This window comes from Devosia sp. LjRoot16, assembly GCF_964252795.1.
GTDB lineage: Bacteria > Pseudomonadota > Alphaproteobacteria > Rhizobiales > Devosiaceae > Devosia_A.
The window spans coordinates 1,149,197-1,162,256 of record NZ_CAXUPH020000001.1; the positions used below are offsets into that span (position 1 = coordinate 1,149,197).

Annotated in this window: 11 protein-coding genes; 3 read left to right on the top strand and 8 right to left on the bottom strand. The window is 66.3% G+C overall.

Going from position 1 to position 13,060, the window contains the following annotated elements; translation table 11 throughout:
• Positions 1-136: 136 nt before the first annotated feature.
• The 3 genes from ACSQ23_RS05380 to ACSQ23_RS05390 all read right to left on the bottom strand — a co-directional run bounded on the left by ACSQ23_RS05380 (position 137) and on the right by ACSQ23_RS05390 (position 3,927).
• Positions 137-1,807 (bottom strand): MBL fold metallo-hydrolase RNA specificity domain-containing protein, encoded by a 1,671-nt coding sequence (locus tag ACSQ23_RS05380; protein WP_436089984.1) that lies wholly within the window; start codon positions 1,805-1,807, stop codon positions 137-139.
• Positions 1,808-1,849: 42 nt separating this feature from the next.
• A complete protein-coding gene (locus tag ACSQ23_RS05385; protein ID WP_055873645.1) occupies positions 1,850-2,401 on the bottom strand; it encodes an ActR/PrrA/RegA family redox response regulator transcription factor in 552 nt (183 codons plus the stop codon).
• Between the two features lie 227 nt (positions 2,402-2,628).
• Positions 2,629-3,927 (bottom strand): ActS/PrrB/RegB family redox-sensitive histidine kinase, encoded by a 1,299-nt coding sequence (locus ACSQ23_RS05390; protein ID WP_055994644.1) that lies wholly within the window; start codon positions 3,925-3,927, stop codon positions 2,629-2,631.
• A 144-nt stretch (positions 3,928-4,071) separates the two neighbouring features.
• Between ACSQ23_RS05390 and ACSQ23_RS05395 the strand changes: the two genes are divergently transcribed.
• Together ACSQ23_RS05395 and ACSQ23_RS05400 are read left to right on the top strand one after the other, a co-directional pair.
• A complete protein-coding gene (locus tag ACSQ23_RS05395) occupies positions 4,072-4,521 on the top strand; it encodes a DUF2852 domain-containing protein (protein WP_055994641.1) in 450 nt (149 codons plus the stop codon).
• Between the two features lie 142 nt (positions 4,522-4,663).
• A complete protein-coding gene (locus ACSQ23_RS05400) occupies positions 4,664-5,419 on the top strand; it encodes a M48 family metallopeptidase (RefSeq protein WP_436089985.1) in 756 nt (251 codons plus the stop codon).
• Between the two features lie 172 nt (positions 5,420-5,591).
• Here ACSQ23_RS05400 and lpdA read toward each other — a convergent pair whose 3' ends face one another.
• The 4 genes from lpdA to ACSQ23_RS05420 all read right to left on the bottom strand — a co-directional run bounded on the left by lpdA (position 5,592) and on the right by ACSQ23_RS05420 (position 10,732).
• The gene (gene lpdA, locus ACSQ23_RS05405) at positions 5,592-6,998 is read right to left on the bottom strand and encodes a dihydrolipoyl dehydrogenase (protein ID WP_055873660.1); all 1,407 of its coding nucleotides are present in this window, start codon (positions 6,996-6,998) and stop codon (positions 5,592-5,594) included.
• 142 nt (positions 6,999-7,140) lie between these two features.
• Positions 7,141-7,644, bottom strand: coding sequence for a hypothetical protein (locus ACSQ23_RS05410; protein WP_436089986.1), 504 nt, complete (start codon positions 7,642-7,644; stop codon positions 7,141-7,143).
• A 52-nt stretch (positions 7,645-7,696) separates the two neighbouring features.
• Positions 7,697-8,455, bottom strand: a complete 759-nt coding sequence (locus ACSQ23_RS05415) for an SDR family oxidoreductase (RefSeq protein WP_055873667.1) — start codon at positions 8,453-8,455, stop codon at positions 7,697-7,699.
• A 99-nt stretch (positions 8,456-8,554) separates the two neighbouring features.
• Complete coding sequence (locus tag ACSQ23_RS05420; RefSeq protein ID WP_055873670.1) at positions 8,555-10,732, bottom strand: transglycosylase domain-containing protein; 2,178 nt, start codon at positions 10,730-10,732, stop codon at positions 8,555-8,557.
• 311 nt (positions 10,733-11,043) lie between these two features.
• Here ACSQ23_RS05420 and ACSQ23_RS05425 point away from each other — a divergent pair, with 311 nt between their 5' ends.
• Complete coding sequence (locus ACSQ23_RS05425) at positions 11,044-12,129, top strand: MerR family transcriptional regulator (RefSeq protein ID WP_055994632.1); 1,086 nt, start codon at positions 11,044-11,046, stop codon at positions 12,127-12,129.
• A gap of 23 nt (positions 12,130-12,152) precedes the next feature.
• Here ACSQ23_RS05425 and ACSQ23_RS05430 read toward each other — a convergent pair whose 3' ends face one another.
• A complete protein-coding gene (locus ACSQ23_RS05430) occupies positions 12,153-13,055 on the bottom strand; it encodes an AraC family transcriptional regulator (protein ID WP_055994629.1) in 903 nt (300 codons plus the stop codon).
• Positions 13,056-13,060 lie beyond the last annotated feature (5 nt).

A 13,060-nucleotide genomic window follows, 5' to 3' on the forward strand; every position in this document is an offset into this window, starting at 1 on the left:
AGGGGACGCGGTGGCGCCCCGCGGGGAGGGAAGCCGATCGAGTCCGTCGAAACCATCAGTCGTCTCTCCCTCCCCTTGATGGGGAGGGATCAAGGGTGGGGTGGGGCAGCCCACTCAGGCCGTACTGCCAGGCCGCCTACTCGCCGCTCGGCTCGCCGTGCAGCACCGGGGCGCTGCCGGCCTGCGTCTTCATCGGCAGCGGCGGGGTCACCGGGCCGGTGCCGGCCAGCGTCGCTTTCAGCGAGTCCATCACCGCGACGCGCCAGGCATCGTTGGGCGCATCCTGGAGCTGGTGGCTCAGATCGATGATGAAGCTGGCATAGGCATTGTGCCAGTCGGCCGTAACCTGCGTCATGTCGATGCGTCGCTCGGCCGGTTTCTCCACCCCGCCAATACCCTCGGCCCTCAGCTCGAAGGCATCATCGAGCAGCGGCATCAGCACCTGGTCGCCGGCGAGGCCATCATCGTGCATCAGCGCGGCGCGCAGGGCCTTGCGCTCCTCGTCCTCGCCATGGGTCAGGAACACCGCGCCATGCGCCGGCAGGCGCCTGGTGACCCAGGCGACGAGCTCGGAGTGGTCGGCATGCGCCGAGTAGTTGCCAAGCGAGCGCACGTGCGCTCGCACCGGCACCAGTTCGGAATGGATGCGCACTTCCTTGGCGCCCGACTGGATGATCTGGCCGAGCGTGCCCGGCGCCTGGTAGCCGACGAACAGCACGGTGGCATTGGCGCGCGGCAAGTTGTTCCTCAGATGGTGCTTGATGCGACCGGCATCGGCCATGCCGGAGGCCGACATGATGATGGCGCCGCCGCGAATCGAGTTGATCGCCTTGCTCTCATCGACGCTCTCGACGATGCGGAAGCGGGAATCGTTGAACAGCTCGTCGGCGCTCAGTTCGACATCATCGAACATCGAAGCGTATTTGCGATAGACGCCGGTGACTTTGGAGGCGAGCGGGCTATCGAGGAAGACGAGGCTGGGGCTGATCTCACCGGTCTTGATCAGATAGCCGATGTCATGCAGCAGCTCCTGGCTGCGCTCGACGGCGAAGGTCGGGATCACCAGGTTGCCGCCGCGGGCGAGCGCGGTGTTGATCTCGGTCTTCAGCGCTTCCTGGCGCTGCTTGAGGGTATAGTCCTCGCGCTCGCGGCCGCCATAGGTCGATTCCGAGAGGATGTAGTCGTAGCCGGCCGGCGCATCGGGCGCCTCCCAGAACACTTTTACGTCCGGCCCGAGATCGCCGGAGAACAGGATGCGGATGGGCTTACCGTTGCTGTCCTCGACCTCCACTTCGATCGAGGCCGAGCCGAGGATGTGGCCGGCATTCCAGTAGCGCGCGCGCACGCCGGGGCCGGGGGTAATCCATTCCTCGTATTTGAGGCCCTTGGTGAGCTTCAGCGCCTCGTTGGCATCTTCCATGATGTAGAGCGGCTGGAACGGCTCTTCGGCGCGGCGGCTGCGCTTCTTGGTCTCGCGGTCGGCCTCGCTCTCCTGGATGCCGGCGGCATCGGGGAGCAGATATTCGAGCAGTCCGTTGGTCGGCTCGGTGGCCCAGATGGGCTTGCGGTAGCCCAGATGGGTCAACCGCGGCAGCAGGCCCGCATGGTCGATGTGCGCATGCGTCAGGAGCAGGAAATCGATCGCCTTGGGATCGAACGGGAACGGCTTGTAATTGAGATCGCGGACGGTCTTGTTGCCCTGGAACATGCCGCAATCGACGAGGAACTGCCCTTTGGGGTGCACCACGCGATAGCACGAGCCGGTCACGGTGCCCGACGCCCCGTGGAAGTGTAGCGTGACGGTCATCGTGGCCTCCCAGGCGGACTATCTGATCTCAGTGTGACGGGCTTATTTCGGCGCGCGCTTGGCGAGAATGCGCTGCAGCGTGCGGCGATGCATGTTGAGCCGGCGCGCCGTCTCCGAGACATTGCGGTCGCAGAGCTCATAGACCCGCTGGATGTGCTCCCAGCGCACCCGGTCGGCCGACATCGGGTTTTCCGGCGGCTCGGGTGGCTTGTTGCCGGTGGCGAGCAGCGCGTTGATCACATCCTCGGCGTCGGCCGGCTTACTCAGGTAATCCACCGCGCCGAGCTTCACCGCGGTCACCGCGGTGGCGATATTGCCGTAGCCGGTGAGGACCACCGCACGGGCATCGCCGCGCTTCTGGTGCAAAGCCGCGACCACGTCGAGGCCGTTGCCATCCTCGAGCCGCAGGTCGACCACGGCATAGGCGGGGGGCGCTTCGGAGACGGCGGCGAGGCCGCCGGCCACGGTGTCGGCAATGCGGACATCGAAGCCGCGTTTCTGCATGGCCCGCTCGAGGCGGGTCAGGAAGGTCTTGTCGTCATCGACCAGAAGCAGGGTACGGTCGGCCGCAAGGAGTTCATCGACTGTGCTCATCGCCGCCTCATGTAGGGTCTTTTGGGCAAAAGGTCAAAATATGGGCAGGGTGGAACGATGCTCGCTCTGCTCCCCTCCCCCTTGAGGGGTGGGGCTGGGGTGGGGGTGGTGAGGCGGGCACGGTGCTGACCGCATCACCCCCTCCCTCAATCCCTCCCCTCCTAGCGGACGCGGTAGCGCCGCGGGGGAGGGAAGCAGACGGTGTGGGGTGCAGACCAAGTGGTACCTCACACCTGCTCGATGGCGGCCCGCGGCCAGATCAAACGCACCCGGGCATGGCCATCGGCCGCCTCGTTCTCGAAGCTGAGCTTGGCGCCGGTGCGCTCCAGCAGGGTTTTGGAGATGAAGATGCCGAGCCCCAGCCCGCCCGGCTCGCCATCGTCGGCGTTACGCGGCCTGGTGGTGAGATAGGGTTCGCCCAGCCGGGTGATGAGATCGGTGGGAAAGCCCGGACCATCGTCGGTGATCGTGACGGTCAGCGCCTGCTTATCCCAGCTGGCCTCGACCAGCACGGCGCGCTGGGCAAACTGCGCGGCGTTGTCGATGAGATTGCCGAGCCCATAGAGCAGCCCGGCATTGCGGCGGATCACCGGCTCGCTGCCATTGCCCGCGCCGGTCCGCACCGAGATCACCTTGCCGCCGCCTTCGAGGGGCTTCACCACCTCGGCGAGCAGCGCTGAAACCGGCACGGCGGCGAACGGGTCGCCCGGCGTATCGCGCAGGCTCCTCAGTTTACCGAGGATTTCGCGGCAGCGCGCCGCCTGCGACATGATCAGCTCGATATCCTCGCGCACCGGCCCTTCCGGCACCTCATCGCGAATCTCGCGTGCCGCCAGCGCAATGGTCGAAAGCGGGGTGCCGAGCTCATGCGCCGCTGCTGCCGCGAGGCCATCGAGGGCGCTCAGCTGCTCATGCCGCGACAGCGCCAGTTCGGTCGCGGCCAGCGCATCGGCGAGCTGGCGCGCCTCGTGCGCCACCCGATTGGTATAGGCAGCGATGAAAATGGTGCCGCAAAGGATCGAGACCCAGATGCCGATGACATAGACGCGGTCGAAGACAATGCGGGCATCGGGGTCCCAGGGCAGGTCCATGTGATAGACCGAGAGCAGCGAGGCGAGCGCGATGGCGAGCGTTGCGAGGATCACCGTCGAGCGCTGCGGCAGGGTCGTCGCCGACACCGAAACGGGCGCCAGGAGCAGCAGCGAGAACGGGTTCTGCAACCCGCCGGTCAGCGCCAGCAGCGCCGCCAGCTGGCAGAGATCGAAACTCAGATGCACCGTCGCGACCCTCGCGGTGGTGCGATAGCCCTCGCCGAGCCGGAAGATCACCCACAGGTTGAGCAGCACCGACAGGCCGATCAGCATCAGGCACTCGGTCAAGGGCAGCGGAAAGTTGAGCCCGAACTGCACGAACAGCACACCGACGGTCTGCCCGACAATCGCCAGCCAGCGCAGCCCGACCAGCGTCGCCAGCCTGAGGGGCCGCCAATTGCCCGGCAGGATTGCCGAGGTGTCCGCCAATGCCATGGAATCATCCTTTCCGGGCACGTGATTTCGGCCCGCATGGGAAGTCTAGCATGGCATTTCAAGGGCAAAAAAGCGTGAGCGAAACGCTTGACCCCCAGTCTGGTGGGACCACATCGGAGCTGTTCGTGACTGGGAGAAAGTCCAATGCACACTGCGATTATCAAACCGCAATGGGGCCCGCTGACCATCGCTTTGATGGTCCTGGGCTTCGTCCTCTGGTGGCCGATCGGCCTCGCCATTCTCGCCTACATCCTGTGGGGCGAAATGTTCGGCGGCTCGGCGGAAAAGGCTCAGGGGTTCGTCAACCGATCCCGCAGCTGGGCCGAAAACTGCGGTCCCCGCGCCAACGGGTTCCGTCACCACGGCTTCCGCAACTCGAGCGGCAATGCCGCCTTCGACGACTACCGCGCCGAGCAGCTCAAGCGCCTCGAAGAGGAACGCCGCCGGCTCGATGAAGAGATCAACGCCTTCCATGAGTACATGCGTAACCTCCGCATGGCCAAGGATCGCGAAGAGTTCGACCGCTTCATGCGCGACAAGAATGGCAGCCGCCCGAACTATGGCGGCGACCAGAATAACGGGACCAACGTCTGACGTTTCATGTGGACGTGACCGACCTCGCAAGGCTGTCGCAAGCCTTGCCGGTCACGCTGCAGGTCCCATGCCCCTCCTCCTGACGACTACGCCCCTTTCGAGGGGCGTTTTTTTGTCGTCAGCGTTTCACCTCGAATCGGTGATGATCAGCCGTATGAACTTCCTGTTCCCCGCCAAGGCGCCGAAAGTGCCGGCCGCGACCAGCCTTGTCATCGACGGCGAGCCGGTCGAGATCACGGTGAAGGTGAGCCCGCGGGCCAAGAGCTACCGGCTGACCGTGCCGCATCACGGCAACCCGGTGCTGACATTGCCGAGGACCGGCCGCTGGCCCGAGGCCGAAGGCTTCCTCAACCGGCATCGCGGCTGGCTGGCGGCGCGGCTGAAGCGCAGCGCCCCGCGCACCGCCTTCGCCGACGGCGAAGTGCTGCCGCTGCGCGGCGTGCCGCATCGCATCCATGCGACGGGCCGGCTGCGCGGCCGGGTCGAGGTGTCGGAGATCGATGGCGAACTGTCGCTGCTGGTGCCCGGCGAAGCCGCGCATATCCCGCGCCGGCTGACCGAATGGCTGAAGGCCGAGGCGCAGCGCGACCTCGCCGAACGCTCGGACATCCATGCGGCGACGCTTGGGGTGGAAGTCAAATCGGTGTCGATGCGCAGCCAGGCGACCCGCTGGGGCTCGTGCTCGTCGTCAGGGCGGCTCAACTACAACTGGCGGCTGATCCTCGCCCCGCCCTTCGTCCTCGACTACGTGGCGGCGCACGAAGTGGCGCACCTCGTCCACATGAACCACTCGCCGAACTTCTGGAAGGCGGTCGAGAAAGCCCTGCCCGACATGACCAAAGGCAAGGCCTGGCTCAAGGCGCATGGCAAGGTGCTGATGGGGTATGGGCTGGAGTAGGGGTGGGACACACGCCCGCAAGCCCGGTGGCTGTGGACCCCCACCCTTGATCCCTCCCCGCAAGGGGGAGGGAGACGCAAACTGAAATGCTGGTGAGAGGGTCTCCCTCCCCCTTGCGGGGAGGGGACAGGGGTGGGGGGCAGCCCGCACCGGCCTGACGAATTAGCCTCGATCAAATATGAATCGCGCCGTCGCCGCACATCAAGGCGGCTTCCTTCACTGCCTCCGACAGGGTCGGGTGCGCGTGGGTGGTGCGGCCGAGGTCCTCGGCGGAGCCGGAGAACTCCATCAGGACGACGATCTCGTGGATCATCTCACCGGCGTTCTTGGCGATGATCTGGGCGCCGAGCACCCGGTCGGTGGCGACATCGGCGAGGATCTTCACATAGCCCTGCGTCGCCAGCATCGCCTTGGCGCGGCCATTGGCGGTGAAGGGGAACTTGCCGGCCTTGTACTCGATGCCGGCGGCCTTCAGCTCGTCCTCGGACTTGCCGACCCAGGCGACTTCGGGGCTGGTGTACATCACCGAGGGAATGGTGCCGTAGTTCACGTGCGGCTGCTGGCCGGCGATGATCTCGGCCACCGCGTGGCCTTCGTCCATCGCCTTGTGCGCCAGCATGGCGCCCGCCACCACATCGCCGATGGCATAGATGCCCGGCACGTTGGTCTTGAACTGCGCATCGGTGCGGACCCGGCCGCGCTCATCGAGCGCCACGCCGGCGCCCTCGAGCCCGAGCCCTTCGGTGAAGGGCTTGCGGCCCACCGCCACCAGCACCGCATCGGCTTCGGCGAAGCTCGCCTCGCCACCGCCTGCCGGCTCGAGCCGGGCGCGGACCGAACCGTCACCCTGCTTCTCGATCGCCGTCACCTTGGTCGAGAGCTTGAACTCCATGCCCTGCTTCTGCAGGTTCCGCTGGGTCTGGCGCGCCGCCTCGCTGTCGAGGCCGGGGAGGATCCGGTCGAGGAACTCGACCACCTGCACCTTGGAACCGAGCCGGCCCCAGACCGAGCCGAGCTCCAGGCCGATGATACCGCCGCCGATCACCAGCAGGCGCTTGGGCACTTCCTGGAACGCCAGCGCGCCGGTCGAGGACACCACCTTGTTCTCGTCGATCTCGATGCCCGGCAGGCTGATCGGCACCGAGCCGGTGGCGATCAGGATGTTCTTGGTTTCGATGGTGGTGGGCGCGCCGCTTTCCGGCGTCACCAGCACCTTGCCCTCGGCCGGGATCGAGCCGGTGCCGCGGAAGGTAGTGATCTTGTTCTTCTTGAACAGGAACTCGATGCCCGAGACGTTGGCGGTGACGGTGTCGTCCTTGTGCGCCAGCATCTGCTTGAGGTTCAGTTGCGGCGTCACGTCGATGCCGAACTGGCGGAACTGGTGGCCGGCTTCCTCGAACAGCTCCGAAGCATGCAGCAGCGCTTTACTTGGAATGCAGCCGATGTTGAGGCAGGTACCGCCGAAGGTCGGCCACTTCTCGACCACCGCGACCTTCATGCCGAGCTGGGCCGCCCGGATTGCCGCGACGTATCCACCCGGGCCGGAGCCGATTACGGTGAGGTCGAAAGTGTCCGCCATGATGTCTCCGAGAGGCTCAAACGGCGCCTGAGGAGTGGCGCCCGCGCTGCCGATATAGGACTGCCAAACGGGTTAAACTACCCGCCGTTAGGAGGGAACCCCTGTCGCGAGAGAGCCATGCGAAATGCGCATGATTCCGACGCTACTTGGCGCAGGCGGCGAGGGTGAAGGTATCGAGCACGTTGCGCTCGTCTGCGAAGGCGTCCTGCCTGAGCAGTGAGTACCAGACGTTGACGGCGAACTGCGGCAAGAGTACCTGGCGCGGCGCCATTTGCGCCGCGAGCCCGATCTCGGCGTCATGCGGATATTCCTCGATGCCGTCGCCGCCGAGCGCGTAGACCACACCTTCCCAGAAGCCGCATTGCTCGCCGTCGGCACCGGTGCAGTCGAGCCCTACCACGCCATTCGGCTGGCCGAAGCCGTTGGGCAGGTAGATGGCGCCGTCGAACTTCGCCGTGACACCGTCTATGGCGATGCTGAAGGCGGCGATCTGGTTGACCGCCGCGTCCTCCGGCAGCGCCGTGAAGCGCAGGCTGACGTCGCCTCCGGGCTGCTCGTAAATGGCGTGGGAGATCGGACACTCGATGGCGAGCGCCGGTGCGGCAGAGAAGGCTACGACGAGTACCGCGGCAAGTCGTTTCAGCATTCGCTGCCCCCATTGTTCGACCTGAGACGCCCGCGGCATGCCGATCCTTGGGTCAGGGCGCTGCTGCCCGTCCGCCGGTTACCGCGAGGGTCGTGCCGGTGACATAGGCCGCATCGTCGGAGAGCAGCCACAGGATGGCGCTGGCCACCTCCTCGGCGGTACCGACGCGGCCGAGCGGCACGCTGGGCGCCAGCTGCTGCGCCCGGTCGGGCACGCCGCCAGTGGCGTGGAATTCGGTGTCGATCACTCCGGGCCGGACACCGTTGACGCGGATGCCCTCCGCCGCCACTTCGAGGGCGAGGCCGACGGTGAAAGTATCGATGGCGCCTTTACTCGCCGCATAGTCGACATAGACACCGGGCGCCCCGAGCTTGGCGGCGGCCGAGCTGACATTGACGATGCCGCCGCCTTTGCCGCCGTGCCTGGTGGACATCCGCCTGACCGCGGCGCCGGCGCAGAGGATCGAGCCGGTGACGTTGACCGCGAAGATGCGGGCGATCCGTTCGGCATCCATCGCATCGACGCGTGAGGAGGTGGCGATGGTGCCGGCATTGTTCACCAGACCAGCTACGGGGCCCAGGCGGTCGGCGGCGCGGAAGATGTGCTCGACATCCTCGGCGATGCTGACATCGCCGCGCACCGCCACCGCTTCGCCGCCGCGCGAATGGATCTGGGCGCACACCGCCTCGGCGGCCGCGACATTGCCGGCATAGTTCACCACCACGCCATAGCCGCGCGCTGCGGCCAGCAGGCATACGGCCGCCCCGATGCCGCGGCTGCCGCCGGTGACGACAAGTACTTTATCGGACATGAGGTCCCTCCCTTGGGAGGCGACTGTACGGCGCGGGCCGCGAATGCAAAAGGCGGAACCTCATGTCCCGCCTCGCAACTTTGGGTAGATGTCGTCCGGTCAGTTGCCGCCGAAGATGTCGCCCAGCAGGTCGACCAGGGTCCGGCGCGGGCGCTCGGCCTGCGGCTGTTCCATCGGCTGCAGCGGTTGCTGCTCGAGCCCAGGCTGGGTCATGGCGCCCGGCAGTTCGGCCACCGGAATGCCTTCGTGGGCCTTGGTCATGAACTGGCTCCAGATCTCGACCGGCACGTTGCCGCCCGAGAGCTTGGTGCCGACGTCGTCGTCGTTGCCGAGCCAGACGCCGGCCACCATGCGCGAGGTATAGCCGACGAACAGCGCGTCGCGGGCCTTCTGGCTGGTGCCGGTCTTGCCGGCCATCGGCCAGCCATTGAGCTGGGCCCGCTTGCCGGTGCCGATCTCGACTGCGGCATGCAGCATGTCGTTCATCTCGGCGACGATATTGGGCTCGATCACCCGGCCCGGACCGGCGGCCACCGCATCGTATAGCACCTTGCCGTCGGCGGTTTCGATGCGGGTGATGACATTGGCGATGACGCCGATGCCGCCATTGGCGAACGGCGCATAGGCCGCGGTCAATTCGAGCAGCGAGACTTCCTGGGTGCCGAGGGCAATCGAGGGCACCGCCTGCAACGGCGAGGAAATGCCCATGCGCATCGCAGCTTCCACCACCTTGTCGGGGCCGACATCGTTGGCGAGCAGCGCCGAGACGGTGTTGCGCGACAGCGCCAGCGCCTGGCGCAGCGTCATGTCGCCGCCATACTTGCCGTCGGCGTTGGAGGGCTGCCAGCCATTGATATCGATCGGGCCGTCGGTGGCGATGGTGTCGGGGGTGTAGCCCTTCTCCATGCCGGCGAGATAGACGAACGGCTTGAAGGTCGAGCCGGGCTGGCGGCGCGCCGTGACGGCGCGGTTGTACTGGCTCGCCTGGTAATCGACGCCGCCGACCAGCGCCCGCACCGAGCCATCGACATCCATGGCGACGAGGGCGCCCTGGGTGAAGGCCTTGTCCTTGCCGTACTTGGCGACGGCTTCCTTGACCACGAACTCGGCCTCCTTCTGGAGATCCCAGTTGATGGTGGTGTGGACGATCACGTCCTGCTTCACTTCGCCCAGATAGGCGGTCATCAGGCTTTCGACCCAGTCGGCGACATAGGATTCGCCGCCCACCACCTTGGTGCGCACCGTCTGGTTGGGGTCGATCGCCGCAGCCTTGCTCTCAGCCGGGGTGATGTAGCCTTCCTTGGCCATGGCGGCGAGCACCAGGCCCTGGCGGGTCTTCACCGCATCGGCATTGCCCTTGGGGTTGAGCCGCGAGGGTGCCTGCAGCGAGCCGGCGAGCATCGCCGCTTCACCGAGCGACAGGTTGCGCGCCGATTTGCCGAAATAGCGCTGCGACGCAGCCTCGATGCCGTAGGACTCGTGGCCGAAGAACATGCGGTTGAGGTAGAGGTCGAGGATATCGTCCTTGGAATAGTTCTGCTCCAGCCACACGGCGAGCAGAGCTTCCTGCACCTTGCGGCCGAGCGTCTGGTCGGGGGTGAGGAAGAGGTTCTTGGCCACCTGCTGGGTGATGGTCGAGGCGCCGCGGGTCACTTCACCCGCCTGCACGCTTTCGAGCGCCACCGAGACGAGGCCAACCACGTCGATGCCGAAATGGTCGTAGAAGCGCCGGTCTTCGATGGCGACGAAGGCAGCCGGTACATAATAGGGCAGTTCGCGCAGCGACACGGCCTCGCCGCCGGTCTTGCCGCGGTTGGAAATCAGCTGCCCATTGGCGGCGACGATGCGGATATTGGCGGCCCGGTCGGGCACCTTCCAGGTGTCGGCCGAAGGCAGCTGCACGGCGTAGTAGACCACCACCGCACCGGCGGCGAGGGCGCCCCAGATGCCGAGGATGAACAGCCACGAGATCAGCTTCCAGATGATCCCGAACAGCGTCAGCGGGCGGCGTTCACGCCGGCCGCGGGTCTTTTTCTGTTTGGGAGCACGGCCGCGTGGCGCCTTGCCCTTGGGCGCGCGTCCACCGCGTTCGCTGCGCTCGTCGTCGACATGGATGTCGCCGTCCGAAAAGCCCGGCTCGATCCGGGCGCCGCGCGCCAGCTTCTTGGCCGGCGCCGATCGCTCCGAACGCGTGCCCTTTTTGGGCGTGGCGCCGACGCGATCATCAGGCGAGACGTGAAAATCCATAAACAGGGCCCCGGCATTCTTCTTGCGCATGGCGTATGTCCGGCGGCCGGTTCCCTAGGAGGGGCGGCATGCGGACGCCATCGGGCATCCGACCGTCTCGCCAAGCCCAAGCCAACCCGGAAGAACCCGGGCCTTCGACCAGCGCGGTCCCCTTGGCTATCCAAGTTAAATGTGGCCGGTTTATGTGGGCTTAAGCGGGCTGACGAAGTGGTGTTGCGGGTGAGAGACAGCTACGCGGTCCCGGCTCCCCGAGATCGGAACGCTAGGGATCCGCCGCACCAACAAATCGCTTGAGCCGCCCCTTACGTCATACCGTAAGACGATACCGGAGGGAGCCGCCGATGGATAACCAGCAGCAGAGCGAAGCCTGGCTGAGCGCCGCCGAATGCGCGCAGCGGATCGGCTTGAGCGTTCGGGCACTCCGCCACTACGAGCGCCATGGCCTGGTCACACCGCGGCGAACCGACAAGCAATGGCGGCTCTACGGTCCGGAGGACATCACCCGACTCAATGAGGTGCTCGCCCTCAAGGGCCTGGGCCTCAGTCTGTCGAGCATCGCGGCCCTGTTGCGTGGGCACACAACGGACCTGGGCAGAACGCTCACCCTGCAGGACGACGCGTTGCGCGCAGCGCGCGGACGGGCTGAACGCGGCCTCGCACTGATTGAGGCGCTGCGCTCGAAGATCACCGCAGGCATCCCCGTATCGATCGATGACCTCACGCGATTGGCAAAGGAGACCAAGATGACGGACAGCACGAACGACACAGTGGCCTGGCGCCGATACGAGCAGAATCGTCCGCGTACCGAGGTCGCGATCGATACCTCGCTCTATGACGACTATGCCGGTTACTACCGGCTCGAGGAGGGACAGTTCTACGTCGTATCCCATCGAGATGGCCGGATCTTTACCCGGGTCGTCGGCCAGTCGGATATCGAGATCTTTCCGGAAAGCCCGACCCTGTTCTTCATGAAGGTCCTGCCGGTGCAGGTGAGCTTTGTTCGCGATCCTGACGGAGTGGTTCGCAGCCTCGTTCATCACCAGAACGGTGCTGAAATACCGGCCCGGCGGGTCGACGCCGAGCCGGTCAGGCAAGCCGAGGAACAGCTGCAAAAACGGATCCGCGACAAGGTCGCGGCGCCCGACAGTGAGGCCATCCTGCGCCGGACCATCGCCGAGCACATGCGCGGCGAGCCGGATTTCGACAACATGGCGCCGCCGCTGGCGGCGCTGGCCCGGGAACAGAAGGACACGGTCCGGGCCATGCTCGACGCCGCCGGACCGCTGCAGGCGCTTACCTTCAAGGGCGTCGGACAGGCAGGTTTCGACGTCTATCACGTGCGCTTTGAGAACGCCGAGATGGAATGGGGGTTTGCCCTGGCCGACGATGGGAAACTGGGTGGCCTGTACCTGCGACCCTGGCCCTAAGCGCGACCGCTCCGCTTGCGAGATCAGCCGGCCGACAGCAGGTCGCCGGCTTTCAGCCGGGCGACGTCGCGCAGTGGCGGGGCGCCGAAGGTGCGGGCATATTCGCGGCTGAACTGGCTCGGGCTGTCATAGCCGACGCGGTGCCCGGCGGTCGCCGCATCGAGCGCCTCGGACAGCATCAGCCGGCGGGCCTCCTGCAGCCGCAGCTGCTTCTGATATTGCAGCGGGCTCATCGCCGTCACCGCCTTGAAATGCAGGTGCAGCGCCGAAGGACTCATCCGCGCTTCGGCCGCCACCGTCTCGATGGCGAAGCCGTCGCGATAGTTGAGCTTGATCCAGCCGATGGCGCGGTTGACCTGCTGCAACCGGCTCTCGGCCAGCGCAATCTGCTGCAGCTTGGTCGCCTGGTCGGAGCGCAGCAGCCGATAGAGGATCTCGCGCTTCACCATCGGGCCGAGCACCGCGAGATCCTCGGGCCGCTCGAGCAGCTTCACCAGCCGGATCGCCGCATCGAGCAGCTCGGGCATGATCGGGCTCACCGTGACGCTCGGCTCGGCCTCGGCGGCCGCCGCGGCGGTGACGCCGCCGACCTCGATCAGCAGCGCGCCGATCTCGGCCGCATCGAGCTCGAGCTTCATGCAGAGATAGGGCGCCTCCGGCGTCGCCTCGACCACCTGGCCGATGACCGGGGTATCCACCGAGACGACGAGGACGTTCGCTGCGTCATAGTTGAGCACGCGGTCGCCGGCGATCACCCGCTTCCTGCCCTGCGCCACGATGCAGAGCGCCGGGTGGTGTACGGCATGCATCGGCTCGGACGGATGCGAGATCCGCACCAGCGACAGGCCCTCGATCGGCGTTGCCTGAATACCATCGGCGCTTGCGAACTGTGCAATCAGGTCCCTGAGCTCATCCATGCGATCCATGGCCA

Excerpts from the sequence above, each read along its gene's own strand:
- ACSQ23_RS05380 (WP_436089984.1), bottom strand. The coding sequence starts at position 1,807 with ATGACCGTCACGCTACACTTCCACGGGGCGTCGGGCACCGTGACCGGC.
- ACSQ23_RS05385 (WP_055873645.1), bottom strand. The coding sequence starts at position 2,401 with ATGAGCACAGTCGATGAACTCCTTGCGGCCGACCGTACCCTGCTTCTG.
- ACSQ23_RS05390 (WP_055994644.1), bottom strand. The coding sequence starts at position 3,927 with ATGGCATTGGCGGACACCTCGGCAATCCTGCCGGGCAATTGGCGGCCC.
- ACSQ23_RS05395 (WP_055994641.1), top strand. The coding sequence starts at position 4,072 with ATGCACACTGCGATTATCAAACCGCAATGGGGCCCGCTGACCATCGCT.
- ACSQ23_RS05400 (WP_436089985.1), top strand. The coding sequence starts at position 4,664 with ATGATCAGCCGTATGAACTTCCTGTTCCCCGCCAAGGCGCCGAAAGTG.
- lpdA (WP_055873660.1), bottom strand. The coding sequence starts at position 6,998 with ATGGCGGACACTTTCGACCTCACCGTAATCGGCTCCGGCCCGGGTGGA.
- ACSQ23_RS05410 (WP_436089986.1), bottom strand. The coding sequence starts at position 7,644 with ATGCTGAAACGACTTGCCGCGGTACTCGTCGTAGCCTTCTCTGCCGCA.
- ACSQ23_RS05415 (WP_055873667.1), bottom strand. The coding sequence starts at position 8,455 with ATGTCCGATAAAGTACTTGTCGTCACCGGCGGCAGCCGCGGCATCGGG.
- ACSQ23_RS05420 (WP_055873670.1), bottom strand. The coding sequence starts at position 10,732 with ATGCGCAAGAAGAATGCCGGGGCCCTGTTTATGGATTTTCACGTCTCG.
- ACSQ23_RS05425 (WP_055994632.1), top strand. The coding sequence starts at position 11,044 with ATGGATAACCAGCAGCAGAGCGAAGCCTGGCTGAGCGCCGCCGAATGC.
- ACSQ23_RS05430 (WP_055994629.1), bottom strand. The coding sequence starts at position 13,055 with ATGGATCGCATGGATGAGCTCAGGGACCTGATTGCACAGTTCGCAAGC.